The organism is Cupriavidus sp. 01L46 (assembly GCF_056399905.1).
This window is the reverse complement of sequence record NZ_JBFTSF010000010.1, coordinates 24,670-46,194: the sequence shown is the minus strand read 5'-3', so window position 1 is coordinate 46,194 and position 21,525 is coordinate 24,670. Positions and strand designations below refer to the sequence as shown.

The 21,525-nt window shown below is 68.5% G+C and carries 19 protein-coding genes; 9 read left to right on the top strand and 10 right to left on the bottom strand.

Annotated features, from left to right (window positions below; all coding sequences use genetic code 11):
- Nucleotides 1-163: 163 nt before the first annotated feature.
- The gene (locus AC1DS3_RS03430) at nucleotides 164-1,708 is read right to left on the bottom strand and encodes an AMP-binding protein (RefSeq protein ID WP_441639838.1); all 1,545 of its coding nucleotides are present in this window, start codon (nucleotides 1,706-1,708) and stop codon (nucleotides 164-166) included.
- A gap of 323 nt (nucleotides 1,709-2,031) precedes the next feature.
- On the opposite strand from AC1DS3_RS03430, the gene AC1DS3_RS03425 reads away from it, so the two are divergent.
- The gene (locus AC1DS3_RS03425; protein WP_477109505.1) at nucleotides 2,032-3,177 is read left to right on the top strand and encodes an acyl-CoA dehydrogenase family protein; all 1,146 of its coding nucleotides are present in this window, start codon (nucleotides 2,032-2,034) and stop codon (nucleotides 3,175-3,177) included.
- 47 nt (nucleotides 3,178-3,224) lie between these two features.
- A complete protein-coding gene (locus AC1DS3_RS03420; RefSeq protein WP_441639840.1) occupies nucleotides 3,225-4,460 on the top strand; it encodes an acyl-CoA dehydrogenase family protein in 1,236 nt (411 codons plus the stop codon).
- A gap of 6 nt (nucleotides 4,461-4,466) precedes the next feature.
- Here AC1DS3_RS03420 and AC1DS3_RS03415 read toward each other — a convergent pair whose 3' ends face one another.
- The 6 genes from AC1DS3_RS03415 to AC1DS3_RS03390 all read right to left on the bottom strand — a co-directional run bounded on the left by AC1DS3_RS03415 (nucleotide 4,467) and on the right by AC1DS3_RS03390 (nucleotide 9,253).
- Entirely contained in the window at nucleotides 4,467-4,781 is a 315-nt protein-coding gene (locus AC1DS3_RS03415; RefSeq protein WP_441639841.1) for a DUF7696 family protein, read from the bottom strand.
- 27 nt (nucleotides 4,782-4,808) lie between these two features.
- A complete protein-coding gene (locus tag AC1DS3_RS03410) occupies nucleotides 4,809-5,519 on the bottom strand; it encodes a helix-turn-helix transcriptional regulator (protein ID WP_441639842.1) in 711 nt (236 codons plus the stop codon).
- Between the two features lie 404 nt (nucleotides 5,520-5,923).
- On the bottom strand, nucleotides 5,924-7,501 hold the full coding sequence (locus AC1DS3_RS03405; protein ID WP_477126694.1) for a fatty acid--CoA ligase: 1,578 nt from the start codon (nucleotides 7,499-7,501) through the stop codon (nucleotides 5,924-5,926).
- 64 nt (nucleotides 7,502-7,565) lie between these two features.
- Nucleotides 7,566-8,348, bottom strand: a complete 783-nt coding sequence (locus AC1DS3_RS03400) for an SDR family NAD(P)-dependent oxidoreductase (RefSeq protein ID WP_477126691.1) — start codon at nucleotides 8,346-8,348, stop codon at nucleotides 7,566-7,568.
- A gap of 211 nt (nucleotides 8,349-8,559) precedes the next feature.
- Nucleotides 8,560-8,805 (bottom strand): GlsB/YeaQ/YmgE family stress response membrane protein, encoded by a 246-nt coding sequence (locus tag AC1DS3_RS03395; protein WP_441639843.1) that lies wholly within the window; start codon nucleotides 8,803-8,805, stop codon nucleotides 8,560-8,562.
- Between the two features lie 31 nt (nucleotides 8,806-8,836).
- Nucleotides 8,837-9,253 (bottom strand): signal protein, encoded by a 417-nt coding sequence (locus tag AC1DS3_RS03390; RefSeq protein ID WP_441639844.1) that lies wholly within the window; start codon nucleotides 9,251-9,253, stop codon nucleotides 8,837-8,839.
- A gap of 391 nt (nucleotides 9,254-9,644) precedes the next feature.
- Between AC1DS3_RS03390 and AC1DS3_RS03385 the strand changes: the two genes are divergently transcribed.
- Nucleotides 9,645-11,918, top strand: a complete 2,274-nt coding sequence (locus AC1DS3_RS03385) for a mechanosensitive ion channel domain-containing protein (protein ID WP_477126693.1) — start codon at nucleotides 9,645-9,647, stop codon at nucleotides 11,916-11,918.
- A 330-nt stretch (nucleotides 11,919-12,248) separates the two neighbouring features.
- Nucleotides 12,249-13,400, top strand: a complete 1,152-nt coding sequence (locus AC1DS3_RS03380) for a helix-turn-helix transcriptional regulator (RefSeq protein ID WP_477126690.1) — start codon at nucleotides 12,249-12,251, stop codon at nucleotides 13,398-13,400.
- Here AC1DS3_RS03380 and AC1DS3_RS03375 read toward each other — a convergent pair.
- On the bottom strand, nucleotides 13,397-14,287 hold the full coding sequence (locus AC1DS3_RS03375) for a LysR substrate-binding domain-containing protein (protein WP_477126689.1): 891 nt from the start codon (nucleotides 14,285-14,287) through the stop codon (nucleotides 13,397-13,399). The two genes, AC1DS3_RS03380 and AC1DS3_RS03375, sit on opposite strands and share 4 nt — an antisense overlap.
- Before the next feature lie 156 nt (nucleotides 14,288-14,443).
- Between AC1DS3_RS03375 and AC1DS3_RS03370 the strand changes: the two genes are divergently transcribed.
- The 4 genes from AC1DS3_RS03370 (at nucleotide 14,444) to AC1DS3_RS03355 (ending at nucleotide 18,378) form a co-directional block, all read left to right on the top strand.
- Nucleotides 14,444-15,652, top strand: coding sequence for a CaiB/BaiF CoA transferase family protein (locus AC1DS3_RS03370; protein WP_441639847.1), 1,209 nt, complete (start codon nucleotides 14,444-14,446; stop codon nucleotides 15,650-15,652).
- A gap of 69 nt (nucleotides 15,653-15,721) precedes the next feature.
- A complete protein-coding gene (locus tag AC1DS3_RS03365) occupies nucleotides 15,722-16,183 on the top strand; it encodes a MaoC family dehydratase (RefSeq protein ID WP_477126688.1) in 462 nt (153 codons plus the stop codon).
- Between the two features lie 19 nt (nucleotides 16,184-16,202).
- Nucleotides 16,203-17,363, top strand: coding sequence for an acyl-CoA dehydrogenase family protein (locus AC1DS3_RS03360; RefSeq protein WP_441639849.1), 1,161 nt, complete (start codon nucleotides 16,203-16,205; stop codon nucleotides 17,361-17,363).
- A gap of 13 nt (nucleotides 17,364-17,376) precedes the next feature.
- Entirely contained in the window at nucleotides 17,377-18,378 is a 1,002-nt protein-coding gene (locus AC1DS3_RS03355; RefSeq protein ID WP_477126687.1) for an acyl-CoA dehydrogenase family protein, read from the top strand.
- A gap of 34 nt (nucleotides 18,379-18,412) precedes the next feature.
- Here the strand turns inward: AC1DS3_RS03355 and AC1DS3_RS03350 are convergent, their stop codons facing one another.
- The gene (locus AC1DS3_RS03350) at nucleotides 18,413-19,078 is read right to left on the bottom strand and encodes a TetR/AcrR family transcriptional regulator (RefSeq protein WP_441639851.1); all 666 of its coding nucleotides are present in this window, start codon (nucleotides 19,076-19,078) and stop codon (nucleotides 18,413-18,415) included.
- Nucleotides 19,079-19,608: 530 nt separating this feature from the next.
- Between AC1DS3_RS03350 and AC1DS3_RS03345 the strand changes: the two genes are divergently transcribed.
- Nucleotides 19,609-20,052 carry a hypothetical protein gene (locus AC1DS3_RS03345; RefSeq protein ID WP_441639852.1) on the top strand — a complete coding sequence of 148 codons (444 nt, stop codon included), beginning with the start codon at nucleotides 19,609-19,611 and terminating at the stop codon, nucleotides 20,050-20,052.
- Here AC1DS3_RS03345 and AC1DS3_RS03340 read toward each other — a convergent pair.
- Nucleotides 19,961-21,487: a SpoVR family protein gene (locus AC1DS3_RS03340; protein ID WP_309406016.1), complete on the bottom strand. Its 1,527-nt coding sequence runs from the start codon at nucleotides 21,485-21,487 to the stop codon at nucleotides 19,961-19,963. The genes AC1DS3_RS03345 and AC1DS3_RS03340 overlap by 92 nt on opposite strands.
- Between the last annotated feature and the right edge of the window lie 38 nt (nucleotides 21,488-21,525).

Sequence of the window (21,525 nt, the reverse complement as noted above, 5' to 3'; positions counted from 1 at the left end):
GGCACCGGCTTATGGTTGCCGGCTGCTGGCGCCACATGCGCCAGGGATCGAACGGCTGATTATGGCGTAAACGCCCGCCCGGCATGCGGCGCGGCCGCGATGCCGGGCCGGCGGCCTCAATGCCGGCCACGATGCCGGCCGCAATACCGGCTACACAAGCAGGCTATACCAGCTTGTTCTCCCGCCCCGCCCAGTAGCGCTCGCGCAGCAGCCGCTTGAGCAGCTTGCCGGTGGGCAGGCGCGGCAGTTCGGCGGCAAAGTCCACCGAGCGCGGGCACTTGATGGCGGACAGATGGGTGCGGCAGAAGGCCAGCAGCTCGTCGGCCAGGGCCGGGCTGGCGCGCGCCATGTCGAGTGGCTGTACCACCGCCTTGACCTCCTCGCCAAAGTCCTCGTTTGGCACGCCGATCACTGCCACGTCCATGACCTCGGGATGGGTCATCAGCAGGTTCTCGGCCTCCTGCGGATAGATATTGACCCCGCCCGAGATGATCATGTTGGCCTTGCGGTCGGTCAGGTAGAGAAAGCCCTCCTCGTCCACGTAGCCGACGTCGCCCAGCGTGGTCCAGCCGGCGTGCACCGGGTGGCGCGACTGCGCGGTCTTGCCGGGGTCGTTGTGGTAGACGAAGCTGCGGCCCTCGGCAAAGTAGATGGTGCCGGGCTCGCCCGGCGGCAGCAGCGCGCCGCTGTCGTCGCAGATGCGCAGCTGGCCAACGGAGGCGCGGCCCACCGTGCCTTTATGGGTGAGCCAGTCGGCCGAGCCCACGGCGGTGGAGCCGTTGCCCTCCGTGCCGGCGTAGTACTCCCAGATGATCGGCCCCCACCAGTCGATCATCTGCTCCTTGACGGCCACCGGGCAAGGCGCGGCGGCATGCACGGCAAAGCGCAGCGAGGACACGTCGTGGCGCAGGCGCACATCCTCGGGCAGCTTGAGCATGCGCGAAAACATGGTCGGCACGACCTGGGTGTGCGTGATGCGGTGCTGTGCCAGCAAGCGCAGGAATGCTTCCGCGTCGAAATGCTCCATCACCACCGAGGTGCCGCCGAGCTGCTGCACCGCCATGTTGTAGCGCAGCGGCGCGGCGTGATAGAGCGGTGCCGGCGAGAGGTAGCGCGTGTCCGTGCCGAACTGGTAGAGGGACTGGCACATCAGCACCATGGTGCCGGGCACGTCGATCTGCGGGTTGGCGGGCGGCGTGAAGACACCCTTGGGGCGGCCGGTGGTGCCGGAGGAGTACAGCATGTCGGTGCCTGCACATTCGTCCTCGATGCGCCACCCGGGGTACTGCGCCAGCGCCGTCTCGTAGGCGGCAAAGCCCGGCGCCGCGCCATCCATCATCAGGCGCGCGACCAGGCCTGGCACCTTGGCCGCCACCCCCTGCGCGACGGCGGCCTGCGCGTGCGAGGTGACCAGCATCCTGGCGCCGCTGTCGGCCACGATATGCGCCGCGTCGTCCACGTTCAGGCGCGTGCTGATGCACACGTAGATCAACCCCGAGCGCTGCGCGCCCCAGCACAGCTCGAACAGGCGCGGGTGGTTCTCCAGCAGGAAGGCCACGCGGTCGCCCGGCTGCAGCCCATGGTCGCGGAACAGCCGCGCCGCCTGGTTGGAGCGCTCGTCAAGCTCGCGGTAAGTAACGACGGTGCCGCCGGCCATGATGATGGCCGGCTTGTCCGGGGTGCGCTGCGCATGAACATGCGGGTGCATGACTGACCCTCCTGGAAGTGGGTGTGGCCGAACTGAGTGACTGGGTGACTGGGTGACTGGGTGACTGGGTGACTGGATGCGTTGGAGGCTTCGGTATCGCGGAACCGGCGGGATGGCATTGCGTGCGGCACATTGTCGGGACAGGCACCCCGCGCGGGCATCGTCCGAAGCGACGAACGCGCCTTGGTGCAATGCCGCAAACRCCAGTGCGGCCACCCGTGCGGCGCGCCACGCGCCAAGTCGATTCGTCGCATCCGACGATGCGAACCGGCGGCCCCTTCACATAATGGCAAGTGCCCCAGCAACCGCGCCAAGGAACCACCGTGGATTTCCAACTCAGCGAAGAACAATCGATGTTGCGCGACACGCTCGCGCGCTACCTGGCTGACCACTACAGCTTCGAAGCCCGCCAGGCGGCAATCCGCTCGCCGGCTGGCTGGCGGGCGTCCTGCTGGCAAGCCTTGGCACAGGAGCTAGGGCTGCTGGGCGCCGCGTTCCCGGAACGCTTTGGCGGGCTCGGCGGCAATGCCGTCGACCACACGATCGTGATGGAGCAGTTTGGCCGCCACCTGGTGGTCGAGCCCTACCTGTCTACCGTCGTGCTCGGCGGCGGCGCCTTGCTGCATGGCAGCGAGACGCTTGCCGCCAACTGGCTGCCTGCCATCATCGGCGGCGAGGCCACCGTGGCCTGGGCGCACGCCGAGCCGCGCAGCCGTTACTGCCTGCACGATGTAGAGACCAGCGCCGCCCGCGCGCCAGGCGGCTGGCGCCTTGGCGGCCACAAGGCGGTGGTGGTGGCCGCGCCGTGGGCCACGCACCTGGTGGTGAGCGCGCGCACCAGCGGCGCCCGGCGCGACCGGGACGGCATCAGCCTGTTCTGGATCGCGCGCAACGCACCCGGCGTGACGCTGCAGGAATACCCCACCGTGGATGGCGCCCGGGCGGCCGACATCCGCCTGGACAACGTCTTCGTGCCGGATGGCGGCTTGCTCGGCGCCGAGGGCGAAGCGCTGGCGCTGATCGAGCGCCTGAGCGACGAGGCCGCGGTAGCGCTGTGCGCCGAAGCTGGCGGCGCCATGAGCCGCATGCTCGGCGACACGGTCGATTACGCGCGCCAGCGCAAGCAGTTTGGCGTACCGATTGCCACCTTCCAGGTGCTGCAGCACCGCATGGCCGACATGTATGTGCAACTGGAGCAAACCGTGGCGCTGACGCAAGTCGCCGCCATGCAGGCTGGCGCGCAGCCCGCGCAGCGTGCGCTGGCGGCCAGCGCCGCCAAGGCGCAGGCCGGGCAGGCCGGCCGGTTCGTTGGCCAGGCCGCGGTGCAGATCCATGGCGGCATGGGCGTGACGGAGGAACTGGCGGTTGGCCATTACTTCAAGCGCGTCACCGCGATCGACCTGCAGTTTGGCTCCGCCGAACACCACCTGCGCCGTTACGCCGACCTGCTGTATCCGGTCGCCGCGTGAGCCTGCGCATGCCTGCCCCGCACTGACGAACATCCCGAGGCCCATCGATGAATCTCGATTTCTCCCCGCAAGAGCTGCAGTTCCGCGACGAGGTCCGTGCCTGGATCAAGGAAGCCTTCGACCCCGGCCTCAAGGCCCTGATGGCGCGCACCAAGAATGGCTACCTCGACAAGGAAGGCCAGGTGCGCTGGCAAAAGAAGCTGTTCGAGCGCGGCTGGGCCGCGCCCAACTGGCCCGAGGAATATGGCGGCCCTGGCTGGTCCCCGGCGCAACGCTACCTGTTCCAGGCCGAGACGGCCGCCGCCGGCTGCCCGACCGTGTCGCCGATGGGCCTGAAGATGGTGGCGCCGGTGATCATGAAATACGGCAGCCCGGAGCAAAAGGCGCGCTTCCTGCCGCCCATCCTGCGCTCGGACATCTGGTGGTGCCAGGGCTACTCGGAACCCAACTCCGGCTCCGACCTGGCCTCGCTGCAGATGCGCGCCGAGCGCGGGGACGATGCGCACGGCGAGCACTACATCCTCAACGGCTCCAAGATCTGGACCACGCACGCGCAGTGGGCCGACTGGATGTTCTGCCTGGTGCGCACCAGCCGCGACGCGCGCAGGCAGGACGGCATCTCCTTCGTGCTGGTGGACATGCGCACACCCGGCATCACGGTGGCGCCGCTGCCCACGCTGGATGGCCCGGTCGAAGGCCAGCAGGAAGTCAACCAGGTCTTCTTTGAAGATGTGCGCGTGCCGGTGGAAAACCGCATCGGCGAGGAAGGCCTGGGCTGGACCTACGCCAAGTACCTGCTTGAGTTCGAGCGCGGCGGCAGCTACGGCCCGATGCTGCGCCAGCAACTGGCCAAGGTGGCGCGCATCGCGGAAATGGAGCCCGGCGAGAATGGTGGGCGCTTGCTCGACGATCCGGGTTTTCGCCGCAAGCTGGCCGAGCTGCACGTGCGCGCGGCCGCGCTGGAGGCAAGCGAGCTGCGGCTGTTCTCCAACGTGACGTCGGGCACCTCGATCGGCGCCGCCTCCAGCATGCTCAAGCTGGTGGGCACCGAGACCATCCAGGCCATCAGCGAGCTGGCGGTGGAAGCGGCCGGCCCGTACGCGCTGCCCTTTGTGCAGGACGGCTGGGGCGAACTGCAAGGCCGCGCCACGGGGCCACAGGTGGGCCCCGACTACGCCGCGCCGCTGGCGCCGCGCTATTTCAACTACCGCAAGGCATCGATCTACGCCGGCTCCAACGAGATCCAGCGCAACATCATCGCCAAGCTGGTGCTAGGGCTGTAAGCCAGGTCAGTGCAGCTGCCCGCCAGCCGGGCTGCGCTCCTGGCCGGCGTCCAGCTCGTCGCCGGCTTCCAGCGCCTCGGTCACCGTGGCCCGGATCGATTCCGCCTTGAGCAGCAGGCGCAGGGCGATGTCGGCGCCACGGCTGGCCGCCACGCGCGCAATGAAGGCCCGGCGCGCCGGTTCGCCCAGCGTGGCGACGTGTGCCGCTTCGCACAGCACATGCCATGCGGCTGGCTGGCCGTCGAACTGTTGCCGGCGGCGCAGCAGGGTGGCGTCGATGGCGGCGGCGACGTCCGCGTCCCTCACGGTGTGATTGCGCATGGTGCTCTCCTGAACGGGAAACCGGGGTTAGGGCCAGGCGTGGGCCGTGCCATGATCGTTGCAGCCGTGGCTGCTGCCGGTCTGGAACCTGGCGCCGCGCTGGCGCGCGGCATGGATGGCTTCGCTCCTGTTGCTGACCTGCAGGCGCTGGTACAGCAGCGCGACATGGCTCTTCACGGTCGCCACCGAGATATTGAGCACGCGGCTCACGGTCTTGAGCGGATAGCCGTGCGACAGCAGGACCAGCACCTCGTACTGGCGCGGCGTGAGCTTCAACATGCGCGCCTCGTCGCGCAGCAGGTCGATGCGGGCGCCTTCCGTCGCCAGCGCCTGCAACAGCGCCGTGGGGCATGGGGCCGGCTGGTGCCAGCGCGCGTCATCGGCCAGCACCAGCCGGATCGCCGCCTCGATCGCCGCCGGCGATGACGCCTTCGGCAGCCACGCGCAGATGCCCCACGCCAGGTCCGGCGGCAACACGGACGGTAACGTGCCATCGACCAGCAGCAGCAGGTACTGCGCCGATAGGACGGTGCGTGCGGTCTCCAGCAATGCGCGCGCGCGATCCTGCGCCGGCGGCAAGCCGAGGATCACCAGCTCGATGTCGTGCATCTGCCCCTGCAGCATGGCGAGATCGGCCGGATCCACGCAGATCACATGGCCCAAGGCCTCGACGCCGCCAAGCATGCGCAGCAGGCCGAGCCGCAAGAGCGGGTTGTCTTCAAGCAGGAGTGCATTCATGACGGCGTGCCTCCGTGCGAGCTGCTGCGTTCCGGTTCCATCTGCTCCCCTTCTCCCCGTTTGGCAACGACGTGCCCATCCGGCTTGGCTGGTATTCGCGGCAGCGTTGTCACAGGCAATACTGCAAGCCGTGTGCCAGCGGCAAGGCGTTGAGCGCAGCGGGTGCGAAGGGGATTGCGGCAGGGGTGGCACCGGCCGGGAAGGCAGGCGCCATAACGGCTGGCGGGAGGGCATGCCAGGCTGAAGGACCTGGTGGCGCCCCTTGCCAGCCGCGAATGCGCGAGCGGCGGGCCGGCTGCGTGTTACGCGTTACGTAACGCGTTCCGTGGGGCAGGTGGAGGCGCTAAGGAATGTGCCCCGATGATCACTGAAGCGCTGCGCTCTTGCATACCTGTGCGCCAGCCTTAGTTGACCCGCCGGTTGTACCCTTCCCAATACGGCTCGCGCAGCTTCCTGCGCAGCAGCTTGCCGGAGGGGTTGCGCGGCAGCGCATCGACAAACTCGATGCTCTTGGGGATCTTGTAGCCGGCCAGCCGCTCGCGCGCCCACGCCACGATGCTGTCGCGATCCGGCGCCTGCCCGGGATGGGGCACGACGATGGCCTTGACCGCCTCGCCCCATTTTTCGTCGGGCACGCCGATCACGGCCACATCCGCCACCTGCGGGTGGCCATAGATCGCGCTCTCGACCTCGGCGGGATACACGTTCTCGCCGCCGCTGATGATCATGTCCTTGACCCGGTCGTGAATGTAGACATAGCCSTCGGCRTCSAGAWAGCCGGCGTCGCCGGTGCGCAGCCAGCCGTCGGCGTCGATGGTGCGCGCGGTTTCGTCGGGCTGCTTCCAGTAGCCGGCCATGTTCTGCGGCGAGCGGATCATCAGTTCGCCGACTTCGCCTGGCGGCAGGCGCCGGCCTTCCCAGTCCACCACCACCACTTCCACGCCGGGCAGCGGCTTGCCGGCGGCCCGCATGCGCGGCACGTCGTCGGTGGTGTGGTCTTCCGGCGCCAGTGCCACCACCGTGCCGGTGGTCTCKGTCATGCCGTACTGCTGCGCAAACCCGCAGCCGAAGACTTCAATGCCTTCGCGCAGCAAGGCTGCCGGGATCGGCGCCGCGCCATAGAGCAAGGTCTTCAGGCGGGAGTAGTCGATGCGGCGCGCGCGCGGATCGCGCAGCACGAACTGCATCGCGGCGGGCACCAGGAACAGCTTGCTGATGCGCTCGCGCTCAAAGAAGTCCAGCACCGCGCCGGGATCGAAATCGCGCGCCACCACGCCCTTGGCCCCCGCGAGCAAACTTCGCAGGCCCCAGCCCGAGCCACCGATATGCGCCACCGGCATGGCCACCAGCGAGACATCGTCGTCCGTCCAGCGCGACCACGAGATATCTTCTCGCTCGCTGGCCTCGGTGCCGGCGGTCAGGTTGCGGTGGGTCAGCATGGCACCCTTGGGGCGGCCTGTGGTGCCCGACGTATAAAGCTGCAGCACCACGTCGTGCGCGGCGGGCTGGTGCGCCGGTGGCGTGGGCGCATGCGCGTCGCGCCACGTCACATAGGCGGGCCAGTCCGGCTGGCCGCCCTCCATGGCGACCACCTCGCGCACCAGCGGCAGCGTGGGCAGCAGCTTGCGCACCAGCTCTGCCGATTCCGGCCCAACGAACAGCAGCGCGGCATCGGAGTGGCCAACGATATAGCCCACTTCCGGCGGCGCCAGGCGCCAGCTCGCGGGCGCCATCACGGCGCCCACCTTGGCTGCCCCCAGCAGCAGCTCGAAGTAGTGATCGCTGTTCTTGCCGATATAGCCGATGCGCTCGCCGGGCCCGACCCCCGCTGCGGCCAGCGCCTGGGCCACACGATCGCTCTGGCGGTCCAGCGCCAGATACGTGGTCAGCCTGCCTTCGAAGGCATAGGCCACCGCATCGGGCCGCCGCTGCGCGAAGTGGCGCAGCGCATGCGGCAGTGTGGTCAGGTAACTGAAGTCCATCAGCGTCTCCTCCTCTCGGTCCTGCTGCATGCGCGCGTCCTTTTTATTGTTGTGAACTGCCGGATCAGCGCGGGGCCATGCGGATGGCGCCATCGAGCCGCACCGCTTCACCGTTGAAATAGCTGTTGCGGCACATCTCCAGCGCGAGCGAGGCAAACTCTTCCGGCGCGCCGAGCCGCTTGGGGAACGGCACCGAGGCGGCCAGCGCAGCCTTGACATGTTCCTGCGCGCCTTGCAAGAGCGGCGTGTTKAAGATGCCGGGCATGATGGTGTTGACGCGAATGCCTTCGCCGGACAAGTCGCGCGCAATCGGCAGGGTCATGCCGACCACGCCGGCCTTGGAGGCGGAGTACGCCGCCTGGCCCATCTGCCCGTCCTGCGCCGCCACCGAGGCGGTATTGATGATGACGCCGCGATCGCCGTCACGCGCATCCAGCGTGAGCATGCCGGCGGCCGAGCGCGCCAGGCAGCGGAAGGAGCCGATCAGGTTGATCTGGATGATGCGCTCGAACGCATCCGAGGCGAAGAAACGGATCTGGTCCGGCGCTTCCTTGGCGCGCGATGCGGTCTTGATGGCGTTGCCGGTGCCGGCGCAATTCACCAGGATGCGTTCCTGGCCGAGCGCGGCGCGCGCCTTGGCGAAGCCGGCTTCGACCTCGGCTTCCGACGTCACGTTGACCTGGCAGAACACGCCCCCAAGCTCACGCGCCACGGCCTCGCCCTTTTCCGCGTTCATGTCGAACAGCGCGACGCGCACGCCGTGCGCCGCCAGCGCCCGCGCGGTGGCTTCGCCCAGGCCCGACGCGCCGCCCGTGATCACTGCCGTTACCGATGCATTGAGTTCCATCTTGTCTCCACGTTTTCCTGATGTGTGTTGGTGGTATGGAGATTCAGGGATGACAGCGCGCAACGCATCGTCCGAAGCGACGAATGCATGAAAGCACATCAAGCACGTGAAGCACGTGAAGCGCATGAAAGCGTGAGCACGCCAGCGCGCGGCGCGAATGCTGCTGCCCCCCGGGCAGCAGCATTGGCCACTTGAAGAATCCGCGGCCCGTCTAGCGCCGCGTTGCCAGGTGATACAGCGCCAGCAGGATCACAGCGCCCAGCACGGCGCCGATAAAGCCAGCGGACTGGCCCTGGCGGTACCAGCCCAGCGCCTGCCCAAGGAAGGTCGCGGCCAGCGAGCCGACGATGCCGAGGCCGGCGGTCAGGAAAAAGCCGCTTGGCCCGCGCCCGGGCGTGAGCATGCGCGCCACCAGGCCGGCGAGAAAACCGATGAGAATGATCCAGATCAGGTGCATGTCATGCCCTCCCGGCGGCGCTTCCMGCGGCTCACTTGCATGCCTTGCCGTGGTCCGCGTGGAACCCTTGCGCGGTGGCGTCGGCCTCACTCATGTAAGCGCCGTTCTTGGTCTTGCCATAGTACTTCGTGCCAGGGCAGTGATAGACCTTGGAAGACTTGTTGGCCCATACCTGCCCAGGGCCGCCACCCGGGGCCGCGGCGGCGGCGGGCGCGGCCGGCTTGGCCATCGGCATGGAGGCTGAGGGCGCGGGCGCGGCAGGCTTGGCCATCGGCGCGGCAGCGGCGGGTGCGGCTGGCGTGGCTGGCGTGGCTTGAGCGCGCGCCAGGTGCGGGACCGAGGCGATGAGCGCCGCGGCCAGCAGCATGGGCAAGCCGGCGCGCCGGCCGAACGAGGCAGGCGAGGCGGTAACTGCGGTAACAGCGTTCACGGCTTTCATAGCATTCATGACAGGCTCCTGCGGTAACAATGCCATTGGGACAACGAAACGACAGGGCTGCATACAGCCGCAACYCGACCGACACGCAATACCTCACTCAACGGCCCGCACCGTCACTGCGTTGACCGCAACCGGGCGGCACAGGCTCGCTGCCATGGTACGCCCGCTGCACGCCACCCGCTGCTGCGGCCATGCGACACGCCTTGCCGGGTGCCCGGCGCGGGCGGCAACACCGATTGCGGCGCCGCACGAATCCACGGCATGTGCGGTATCCGCAATGCGCTACAGTGTCAGGCATCCCCCGGGGTTGCCCGGCACTCTCTACCCGCATGAGATGACGCTCGTGATCAGGTCCCGATTCACATTACCGGCCGCATGCCGGCCCGGCGCGCGGCTGCCGATGCTGATGATCTGGCTGGCGCTGGCCGCGCTGGCAGCGCAGCCGGCACTGGCGGCGCCGGCCGGACTGGGCTCGCTGGCGGCGGTCGTCAAGGCTGAGTCCGCGCCGGCCTCGCAGCCCGCGGCCAGCGAGCCGCTCGCGCAGTCGCTCGACCAGGTCATCACCACGCTGCAGAGCGACAAGGACCGCAAGGCCCTGGTCGACCAGTTGCAGACGCTGCGCAAGGGCATAGGCGGCGCCAGTGCGGCGTCGGCGCCACAGCCCGGCCTGCTCGGGGCGCTGGCCGAGGCGGTCGACCATCTCGATGCGTCGCTCGGCAAGGACAAGGGGCCGTGGCACTACTGGCGCTGGCGCATCGATTTCGCGGGCGAGGAGTGGCTGGCCGCACTGACCATCAACGGGACGCGCTCGCCCTGGCAATCGGCACGGGAGTTCTCCACCGTGCTCGCGGCCTGGTTCTTCGCCGGATGGCTGTTGCGGGAGGCGGTGAGACGCGTGCGCAATCGGCGCCTGCAGCCAGCGGTGCGCTATGAGCTGCCCGCAGTGCCGTCCTGGATGGACGTCGGGCTTTACATGCTGCGCAGGGTGGCGCCGTGGGTGGTGGCCTTCGCCCTGGCGATGCTGCTCTCGAGCGGAATGTTCGGACGCTCGCCCGCCAGCATGGCCGGCATGGTGATTGCCTACTCGGTGGTGGCCGGCGCCGTGATGGGTGCGGTGTGCCAGGTCATCTTCGCGCTGTTTACCTCGGCGCACCGTGCGCACGCGGTGCGCGACCTGCTGCTGCACTCCCGCAGGCTGCTGTTCGCCACCGGCGCGCTGGCGGCGCTGGGCGACGTCACCACCGACGCGCGCGTGATCGCCGCGCTCGGCACCAACCTGTCGGCGCTGACCTCCACTGCGGCCAACATCACCGCGGCGCTGCTGATCGGCGCCTTCACACTGCGCTTTCGCCGGCAGATCGGCCAGATCATCAGCAACCGGCCGTTGGTTTTCCGTCAGGAGCATCCCGCAATCATGGACCTGTTGCGCCTGGTAGGCGCGAGCTGGCACCTGCCGGTGCTGGCGGTGGTGGTGGCCTCGGTGGCCGGCACGCTGCTAGCCACCGGCTACGCCGACATCTTCCTGCGGCGCACGGTGGGCTCGGTGGCGCTGTTCGTCGCCGCGCTGCTGCTGACGCTGATCACCGGCCGCTCGCCCAAGGCCACGCACCGCGCGCCGCGCTTTCGCGACCGCCAGCGCTCGGCCTACCTGGCACGCTTCGGGCGTTTCGCGGTCGCGCTGGTGCGGGTGGTGATCTGGTTCGCCTACTTCGAGCTGGCCAGCCGGATCTGGGGCGTGTCGCTGCTCTCGGTGATTGAATCCACCACGCTCGGCAAGCGCATCGGCGAGGCCGTGTTCAGCGTGACCTCCACCGTGCTGCTGTCGTGGCTGATGTGGCTGCTGATCGATACGGCCATCACCCAGACGCTGACGCCCGCGCACGGCCGCGGGCAGCCGCCCAGCCTGCGCGCCAGGACCATCCTGCCGCTGGTGCGCAATGCGTTGTTCGTCGCGCTGCTGGTCATCACGCTGATCGTGGTGCTGGCCAACCTCGGCGTCAACGTGACGCCGCTGCTCGCCGGCGCCGGCGTGGTCGGCCTGGCCATTGGCTTTGGCGCGCAAAGCCTGGTGCAGGACCTGATCACCGGCCTGTTCATCGTGGTGGAGGATTCGATCGCCATCGGCGACTCGGTGGAACTGCCCGACCATATCGGCACGGTGGAGGCCATGACCATCCGCACCGTCAAGCTGCGCGACKGCAAGGGCGCGCTTCATATCCTGCCCTACAGCCAGATCAAGGCCATCAAGAACATGTCGCGCGGCTATGCCGTTGCCGTGTTCAACATCGGCGTGGCGTACGGCAGCGACCTCGACCAGGCCATCGAGCTGATCCGCGAGACCGGCGCCGAGGTGGCGCGCGATTTCCGCTACGCGCGCAACCTGCTTTCCGGACTCGACATCCTGGGCCTCGATCGCTTCGACCCCAACGGCTCGGTGGTGCTGGCCCAGTTCAGGACCCGCCCGCTGACCCAGGCGGAAATCACGCGCGCGTTCAACGTGCGGCTCAAGCGCAAGTTCGACCAGCATGGCATCAGCATGGCCACGCAGCGGGTGACGGTGCAGGTCGAGGGCGGGCCGGGGCTCCCCCCGGCGCAGGGCGCGCAGGCCAGCGAGCTGGCGGCCGGCGCCGGGGGCGCTGCGGCGCTTTCAAAGGGCGCGCCCGGGCCAGGCTGAGCCGGCTGAGTCACTATGGGGCCCGCAACGCGCACGCAGAAACGGGTACGCTTTGCGCGGCCATGGCCCGTTTCGCGGGCATTTCGGCGCTGAAATAATTTTTAATAATTGCCCAGGCAACATTCCCCGTTTGCGAAGTTATGCCCGCATCCGCATAATGCCGCCACACGGCAACACGCAGCGCTGACATACCCGGCATACCGGGCGCCCGACCCCGTCCGATGGCACCTGCCACTTCGGAGCCGGCCACAGCGAGCCAGCCGTACCGCTACCAGCGGGCCAATAAAAAGAGAAAAGCAGGATCAGGCGAGAGCCACCGGGGAAAACACTATGGGCGAACATCCGTCGGCGGATGAAGACTTCCATCGTCTGATCGATTCGATCTACGAGTCGGCGCTTGACGTCACTGCCATGCCAGCCGCGCTGGATCTCTTCTCCCGCTATACCGACATCGAAAGCCCGCATTACCTGGTCTGGGACAAACTGTCCGGGCAAGCGCGCCTCGGCGTCACCCCGCATGGCTGCTTCCCGGCGCAGGGCACCTACGTGCCGGAAGGCCTGCATGCGCTGGCAAGCCTGCCCAGGCGCGCGCTCGCGGGCGATCACCCTGGCAACCTGCGGGACGGCGCGCCTTGGCGCGCGCCGGCGCATGGCGCCGACCTGGAGCATGGCGTGCGCCTGCTCGATACCGCCGAGGTCTGCGTGCTGATGGGCGGCACGGACCGGGGCAGCCGCCCGGACTCCGGTTTCGACGGGGCGGAGGGCTTGAGCCACCGCAGCAAGCGGCTCGCGCGCGTGCTGCCGCACTGGGCCCGCGCCGCGCGCATGCAACAGCGCAACTTCGAGTTGAGCGGCCTGGCGGCCCTTGGCCTKGCCGGGCTGKACACGCTCGACTTCGGCGTGATGGTGCTGCAAGCCGATATGCGCGTGCGCTACGCCAATATCTGGGCCGAGGCGCTGGTGCAGGCCGACAGCCAGCTCGCGCTGGAAAACGGCGTGCTCAAGGCCCACGACCAGACCCTGCACGCCACCCTGCACAAGCTGCTCGACCGCGCCATGCAATCCCGTGGCGGCGAGGCGGCGGCCGGCTCGTGGATGCACATTACGTCGGGCGGCCAGCCGGTACCCATCATCGTGCTGCCGCTGGTGGCCCGCCAGCCGGTGGAAGGCCCGTGGCAACTGCCGTTCGCGATGGTGCTGATGGGCAATTCGGAATCGCGCTCGGTGCTCGACAGTTCGGTGCTGACGTCGCTGTTCGGCCTGTCGCGCAAGGAAAGCCTGATTGCCATCCGCCTTGCCGCCGGCGAAACCCTGACCGAGATCGCCGACCACGAATTCGTCTCGCCCCACACGGTGCGCGTGCATATTCGCGACATCCTGCGCAAGACCGGCACCCATCGCCAAAGCGAGCTGGTGCGCCTGCTGCACCTGCTGCCGGGCGTGGCGCTGGAGCGCGCGCGCCCGCCTGATCCGCTGGCCTAGGCAACCACGGCGCTGGCCACCTCCAGCAAGCRCTGCACCTGCCGGTCATCGCTATCCGTGGACGTGGCCAGCGCGATGCCGATGCGCGCCGCCGGCCGCGGGCTGGCCAGCCGCAGGAAACGCACGCGCCGGTTGATATAGCGCGCCGCCACGCTGGGCACCAGCGCCACCCCAAGGCCGCTTTCCACCAGGCTGACGATGGTCTGCACCTGCACCGCCTCTTGCGTCACACGCGGCACGAACCCGGCTTGCTGGCACAGCAGCATGGCGATGGCCTGCAGGTTGGGCACCTCGGCGCTGGGATGCATGATGAAGGGTTCCCCGGCGAGCGCCTTGAGCGCAATCGCGTCGCGCTCGGCAAAGCGGCTATCGGCTGGCACCGCCGCCACGAACTCGTCGTTCTCCAGCGGCATCAGCGTGTAGCCGCCGCTGTGCAAGATGGGAAAGCGCACGAGCCCGGCATCGAGCTGATGGCGTTCCAGCCGGTCCAGGATCGACGCCGAGGTGGATTCATGCAGGATCAGCTCGATCCCCGGGTGCGCGGCCCGAAACGCCGTGATCAGCTTGGGCAGCAAGGCGTAGGTTGCCGAGCCCACGAAGCCCACGCGCAGTGCGCCGCGCTCGCCATGCGCCGCCGCCAGTGCCGCCGCACGAGCCTGGCCGGCATGGAACAGCGCGCGCCGCGCGTCATGCAGCGCGGCTTCGCCGGCCTGGGTCAGCCGCACCCCGCGCGAGGTACGCACGAACAGCGGCGTGCCGAGCGCATCTTCGAGCTTGCGGATCGAGATGGAGAGCGGCGGCTGCGCCATGTGCAGGCGCTCGGCCGCGCGGTGGAAGTTGCCGGTTTCGGCCAGGGCGACAAACTGCTGAAGTTGACGAAGGTCCACGCTGATGTCCGCATTGATATCTGGGAGATATCGAATCCTAAAAATCTAATATTAGACGCAAGCGACCCGCCTGATCTACCCTGTGGCATCTGGCGCGCGCCCGGGCACCCGGCCCGGCGCAAGCCAGGCACAAGAACAGACAGGAGACACCCAGGCATGTTGCCCCTCTCAGGCATCCGCGTCATCGACCTGTCCACGGTCGTGATGGGCCCTTACGCCAGCCAGTGGCTGGCCGACCTCGGCGCCGAAGTCATCAAGGTGGAGCCCCCCGAGGGCGACTCCACGCGGCGCACCGGCCCGGCCGCCGAAGATGGCATGTCGGCCATCTTCCTGGGCGTGAACCGCAGCAAGAAAAGCGTGGTGCTCAACCTCAAGCTGCCCGCGGCGCAGGCCGCGCTGGAGCGCCTGCTGGCCAGCGCCGATGTGTTCATGCACAGCATGCGCCCGCAGAAGCTGGCCGGCCTTGGGCTGGACCCCGCCGACGTAATGGCGCGCCACCCGCGCCTGGTCTACGTGAGCTTGCTGGGCTTTGCCGAGGATGGCCCCTATGGCGGCCGCCCGGCCTACGACGACATCATCCAGGGCCTGTCGGGCAATGCCGCGTTGATGGCCGCGCAGACCGGCACCATGCGCTACTTCCCCACCATCGCGGCCGACAAGACCAGCGGGCTGGTGGCGGCGATGTCGATCTCGGCCGCCATTGCCGGGCGCGAGCGCCAGGGCGGCAAGGGTGCGCTGGTGGAAGTGCCGATGTTCGAATCGATGGTGGCCTTCAACCTGGTCGAGCATCTCTATGGCCAGCACTTCGAGCCGCCGCGCGGGCCCACCGGCTATCCGCGCGTGCTGGCGCCGCTGCGCCGGCCCTACCAGAGCGCCGACGGCCACGTCTGCATGATGCCGTACACCGATGCCCACTGGCGCGACTTCTTCACCGCCGCGGGCCGGCCCGACTTGGCCGCCGACCCGCGCTTTGGCGGCATCGCCGCGCGCACGCAGCATATCGAAACCCTGTACGAGCTGACCGGCGAGATCGTGCGCACGCGCACCACCGGCGCCTGGCTGGCGCTATGCGAAACGCTGCAGATCCCGGTGGCGCGGGTCAACCAGCTCGCGGAACTGGTGGATGACCCGCACCTGCGCGCCACCGGCTTCTTCGACACGCTGGACGACCCGGTCATGGGCACGCTGCGCTTCGCCGGCGCGCCGGTGCGCTTTGACGGCCAGCGCGCGCCGAGCGCGCTGCCGCCACGCCTGGGTCAGCACACCCGCAGCCTGCTTGGCGAGGCAGGCCTGAGCGGCGAGCAGATCGATGAGCTGGGCCGCACCGGCGCGGCCTATTGTGCGTCGCCGGCCACTAATGCCTAACCCTGCCGCATTCCCGCTCCTAACATAAAGGAAGCCGGCCGCCGATGGCGGCCCTCACCAGGAGACGCCGTGCCCCATACCCAACTACCCCGCCTCGGCCAGGGCTTTTATTGGCAAGACATCAAGGAGGGCCAGGCCTTCCAGACCTTCCGCCGCACCGTGACCGAGACCGACCTGATCAACTTCATTTCGGTCACCGGCATGCTGGAGGCGATCTTTATCGAGACGGGCTATGAAGGCGGCGCCATCCATGGCCGGCCCGTGCCCGCCGCGCTGACCTACGCCATGATCGAAGGCTTCATCCTGCAGACCATGATCCAGGGCACGGGGCTGGCCATGCTGGAGCTGACGCAGAAGATCCACGCCCCGGTGATGGTGGGCGACACCATCTGGGCCACGGTCACGGTGACCGGCATCCGCCCCACTTCGCGCAACGGCCGCGCCGTGGTGGACTCGGACATCGAAGTCTTCAACCAGCKCCATGAGCGTGTCATGACTTATTCCGCCCGGCGCTTGCTGGCCGGCCGCTAGCCACACGGAGACGCCCGTCTTGACTTCACTGCCCAGCACGTTCCAGCTGACTGCCTTGCCGCCGGCCGCTGCCGCCTTCCGGCGCGAGGTGAAGGCATTCCTGGCCGAACACCTGCCAGCCCTTGCGCCCGAGGTCCGCGCCCGTTCATGGATGGGCTTCGACGCCGGTTTCAGCCGCGCGCTGGCGCGGCGCGGCTGGGTGGGCATCACCTTGCCCGCGCAATATGGCGGCGCCGGGCTCGATCCGTTCTCGCGCTTCGTGCTGGTGGAGGAGCTGCTGGCGTGCGGCGCGCCGGTCTCGGCCCACTGGATCGCCGACCGCCAGAGCGGGCCGCTGATCCTGCGCTACGGCAGCGACGCGCAGAAGGCTTTCTACCTCCCGCGCATCTGCAAGGGCGAGGCCTTCTTCTGCATCGGCATGAGCGAGCCCAACGCTGGCTCCGACCTGGCCAGCGTCGCGACCCGCGCGGTGCCGCAGCCGGATGGCGGCTGGCGCTTGAACGGCCGGAAGATCTGGACGACCAATGCCGATCGCTGCCACTACATGCTGGCGCTGGTGCGCACCTCCGGCACGGGCGAAGACCGTCAGCGCGGCTTGTCGCAGGTCATCATCGATCTCTCGGCGCCGGGCGTGACCGTGCGCCCGATCCGCGACCTGGCCGGCGACGCGCATTTCTCCGAAGTCAGCTTCGAGGACGTGATGCTGCCTGAAGCGGCGCTGGTGGGCCGCGAAGGCAGCGGTTGGGAGCAGGTCAACGCGGAGCTGGCCTTCGAGCGCAGCGGGCCGGAGCGGCTGTATTCCAGCGTGGTGCTGCTCGAAACCTGGATTGCGGCGATGCGGCGCGCGCCGCCCGCGCGGCGCGACACCGTCACCATCGGCCGGCTGGCAGGCAGGCTGGCGGTGCTGCGGGCCATGTCGCTGGCGGTGACCGCCCGGCTTGCCGCAGGCGAGAGCCCGGTGGTGGAAGCCGCGCTGGTCAAGGACCTGGGCACGGAGTTCGAGCAGGCCATTCCGGCGCTGGCGCAGGCCGCGCTCGGCGACGACCCGCGCCTGGCCGCCGATCCCGACCTGTACCGCACCCTGGCCTACGTCAGCCAGGTCGCCCCGTCCTATTCGCTGCGCGGCGGCACGCGCGAGATCCTGCGCGGCATGATCGCCCGGGGCCTTGGCCTGCGCTGAACCGGAGTTCCCTATGCATAACGCTTACTCGGACGCGCTCGACAGCGTGCTGCGTGACTGCTGCACGCCCGCCGTCATCCGCGCCATCGAACGCGGCGAAGATCACCTGGCCCTGTGGCAGTCACTGCAAGACAGCGGCTTTGCCGATTGCCTGCTCCCCGAGGCGGCCGGCGGGGCGGGCTTGCCGCTGGATGAACTGGCGCCGGTACTGTTCGCGCTGGGCCGCCGCGCGCTGCCTTTGCCGCTGGGCCAGACCCTGTTCGCGCGCGCGCTGCTGCACGCGGCCGGGCTGGCGGTGCCGGCCGAGCCCATCGCACTGGCGAGCTTCGACATGGAAGACAGCGCCACGGATGCGGTTCTCGTGGCCGGCGGCGCGCAGGCGGCCTGGTTCCTGGTGCAGGAAGGCACGCAATGCCTGTTGCTGCCACGCGCCCGCGCGCAAGTCCGCCCGACCGGCGCCCATGCGGATCTGGCCGTGGTGCTGCTGCGCCCCGCATCGGACGGCTTGCTACGGTTTGCGCTGCCCGCGGGCACGCTGCGCCAGATCGGAGCTTGCCTGCACGCTGTGCAGCTGGCCGGCGCGTTGTCGCATGTGTTCGACATGACGCTGCGATATGCCAACGACCGCCAGCAGTTCGGCCGCGCCATCGGCAAGTTCCAGGCCATCCAGCACCAGATCAGCGTGATGGCAGAACATGTCACCGCCGCGCGCATGGCCGCGCAGATCGCCTGCGCCGGCGGCGGCTGGCGGCCGGACCCGCTGCGCGCGGCCATCGGCAAGCTCAACGCCAGCGAAGCGGTCACGCCAGTGGCCGCCATTGCGCATGCCGTGCACGGCGCCATCGGCATCACCGAGGAGTACGACCTGCAGATCTACACCCGCCGCCTGCATGCCTGGCAGCTGGCGGACGGGTCGCAGACTTACTGGGCAAGGGTGGTGKGCGAGGCGGTGTGCGGCCAGCCCGGAACGGGCGTKGTCGATCTGACGCGAAGCTGGAGCACCGACGCGGCCTGAGCCCCGGACGGGACCGGGGCCGGGGCCGGCCAGATCAGCAGGCGTCGGGCTCGCGCTGCAGCAGGCTCCAGCACAGGCGAACCAGCTCGTCCTCCAGGGCCGGGCTGCCGAGCAAGGGCGAGCGCTCCAGCGCGGCCGAGCGTACTACCCCGGACAAGGCCCGCGTGAGCGCGAACATCTGGACCGGGGCGGGCAAGCGCAGCGCGCTCATGCCCAATGCCTGCAACTGCGCGCCGATCCCTTCGCTGGCCAGGCGCAGCGCCGCCACGGCATCCTCGTCGCGATCATGGCGCCAGGCCAGGCGGGCCAGGGCGCGGCTATGCGCATCGTAGCCACCGAAGCTGAGCACATAGGCCTGCACATAAGCCCGCAGCGCGGCGCGCGCGGCTTGCGGCTCCGGCAGGCCCGCCGCTGCCGGCATGGCGGCCAGGCGCTCGGCCAGCATCGTTTCCAGGGCCACCATGGCCGCCTCGCGCTGTTGCTCGATCAAGGCGCGGCCAATTGCCGCGCGGTCGGCAAAGTACTGATAAAGCGAGCCAACCGCGACCCCTGCCAGCGCGGCGATCTGCTCGGTGGTGGGCTCGGGCTGGGCGCGCATCTCGTGTTCGGCGAACAGTTTCGCCGCGGCTTGCAAGATGACTTGGACAGTATGTTGCGCGCGCTGCTGCGAGGGCTGGCTGCGCTTCGGCGGTTCGGGCACGGGCTAACCGGACAAGTCCCAGACCATGCACGCCTCGCCCTCGCCTTCACCCGTTTTGCCCGCTCCACCCACTCCACCCGTTCCGCCCGTTCCGCCCGCATCGGCGCTGCCGGTGCATTCGCCCGGCCTGCGCCGCGTGCGCGCGCAGAGCCGGCTGGACCCGCTGCGCAGCGGCTTGCTCGGATTGCCAGCCTGGCTGGGCCTGGGGCTGGCGCTAGGCCGCGAAGGCCGCGCGCTGCGCACGCTGCCGCTTGACGACCTTGGCCAATGGGCGCGCTACGATGCGGATTCCACCAGCGAATGGCTTGGCCAGCGTGGTTGCCGCGAGGCGCTCGCCTATGTCACGGAGCCGCTGTCGCAGGGGTTCTATTTCCTCACGCCCGAGTCGTCCTCCGCCGCGCTGATGCTGATGGCCAGCGGCTTCGGCTGGCGCCGCTGCGCCAACACTTCGCTGGCCGGCGGCATGCAAAGCCTGCCACGCGCGCTGGCACGCACGTTGCGGGTGGAGACCGGGCGTCTACGGCGTCTTGGTGCCGCGTGCCGAGCGCCGTTTTGTGGCCGCGCTGGCGCTGGACGCCGGCAAGCGCCCGCTAGCGCATCCCGCCAGCGGCCATGGGCAAGTCATCCAGGTCATGCTGGAAGACCGCGCCGCCGCGGATCAGCTGGGCGCGAGCGATGCGCAGATCCTCGCCGGCGTGCTGCCCGAGGTCGAACATTACCTGCCGGGCATCTCGCGGCAATTGCAGGACTGCCTGGTCACGCGCTGGGCGCAGGCGATGCCCACGGTGCCGGTCGGCCGCGGCGACCGGCTTGTGGGCCGCGCAGGCCATCATGCGGGCGGTGTCATCCACCGCCCGCGCGGGCTGACGCTGCCATGCCCGCTCAAGCCGCCTTGCGATGCCGGCGTTCCGGCTTGCATTCGTACTTGGATTCGCGCCGGCCATCTTCATAGGCCACTTCCAGGCGCACCGTAAAGCCCCACAGCCGCGTGACGTGGCGGATCACCTCGTCGAAGTTCTGCGCCAGCGGACGGCGGTCGTTCTGCAGGTGGCGCAAGGTCAGGGAGCGGTCTCCGCCCACATCCACATTGGTGATCTGGATGTTGGGCTCCATGTTCGACAAGTCGTACTGGTTGGCCAGCAACTGGCGGATGTTCCTGTAGCCCTCGTCGTCATGGATGGCAGTCACGCGCAGCTTGCCTTCGCGGTCATCGTCGAGCACCGAGAACAGCTTGAGCTCGCGGATCACCCGCGGCGACAGGAACTGCAGCAGGAAGCTTTCGTCCTTGAAGTTGCGCATGGCGAAGTCGAGCGTCTTGCGCCAGTCGCTGCCGGCAAATTCCGGCGCCCAGCGGTAGTCTTCCTCGGTCGGGTTCTCGCACATCCGGCGCAGGTCCTGGAACATCAGGAAGCCCACGGTGTACGGGTTGAGGCCGCTGTAATAAGGGCTGTTATACGGCGGCTGGTAAATCACATTGGTATGCGCCTGCAGCAGCTCCATCATGAAGGCGTCGTTGACCAGGCCTTCTTCATACAGCTGGTGCAAGATGGTGTAGTGCCAGAACGTGGCCCAGCCTTCGTTCATGACCTTGGTCTGGCGCTGCGGGTAGAAGTACTGCGCGATCTTGCGCACGATGCGCACGATCTCGCGTTGCCACGGCGCCAGCTTGGGCGCGTTCTTCTCGATGAAGTAGAGCAGGTTTTCCTGCGGCTCCGGCGGGAAGGCGGCATCGCGCTCGAACCCTTCATCGTCTTCCAGCGCGTGCGCGCGATGCTTGGGCAGGGTGCGCCACAGGTCGTTGACCTGCGTCTGCAGGTAGTTCTCCCGCTCGGTCTGGCGCGCCTGCTCCTCGGCAATGGAGAGCTTCTTGGGCCGCTTGTAGCGGTCCACGCCGTAGTTCTGCAGCGCGTGGCAGGAATCGAGCAGCAGTTCCACTTCCTGCTCGCCGTAACGCTGCTCGCATTCGGCTACATAGTTCTTGGCGAACAGCAGGTAGTCGATGATGGCATCGGCGTTGGTCCAGGTGCGGAACAGGTAGTTGCCCTTGAAGAAGGAGTTGTGGCCGTAGCAGGCGTGCGCGATGGTCAGCGCCTGCATGGGCATGGTGTTCTCCTCCATCAGGTACGCGATGCAGGGATTCGAGTTGATGACGATCTCGTAGGCCAGGCCCATGTGCCCGCGCTGGTAGCTGCGCTCGGACGCGAGAAAATGCTTGCCGTACGACCAATGGCTGTAGCCCACCGGCAGGCCGGACGACGCATAGGCATCGAGCATCTGCTCCGCGGTAATGATCTCAACCTGATTGGGATAGGTGTCCAGACCGAAATCCCCGGCAATGCGTGCGATTTCGCGGTCATAACGCTGGATCAGCTCAAAGGTCCACTCCGAGCCGGTAGAGAGATATGCCATTTACGACCCCCGTTGCGGGTAAAGCTAGGGTTGCGCCT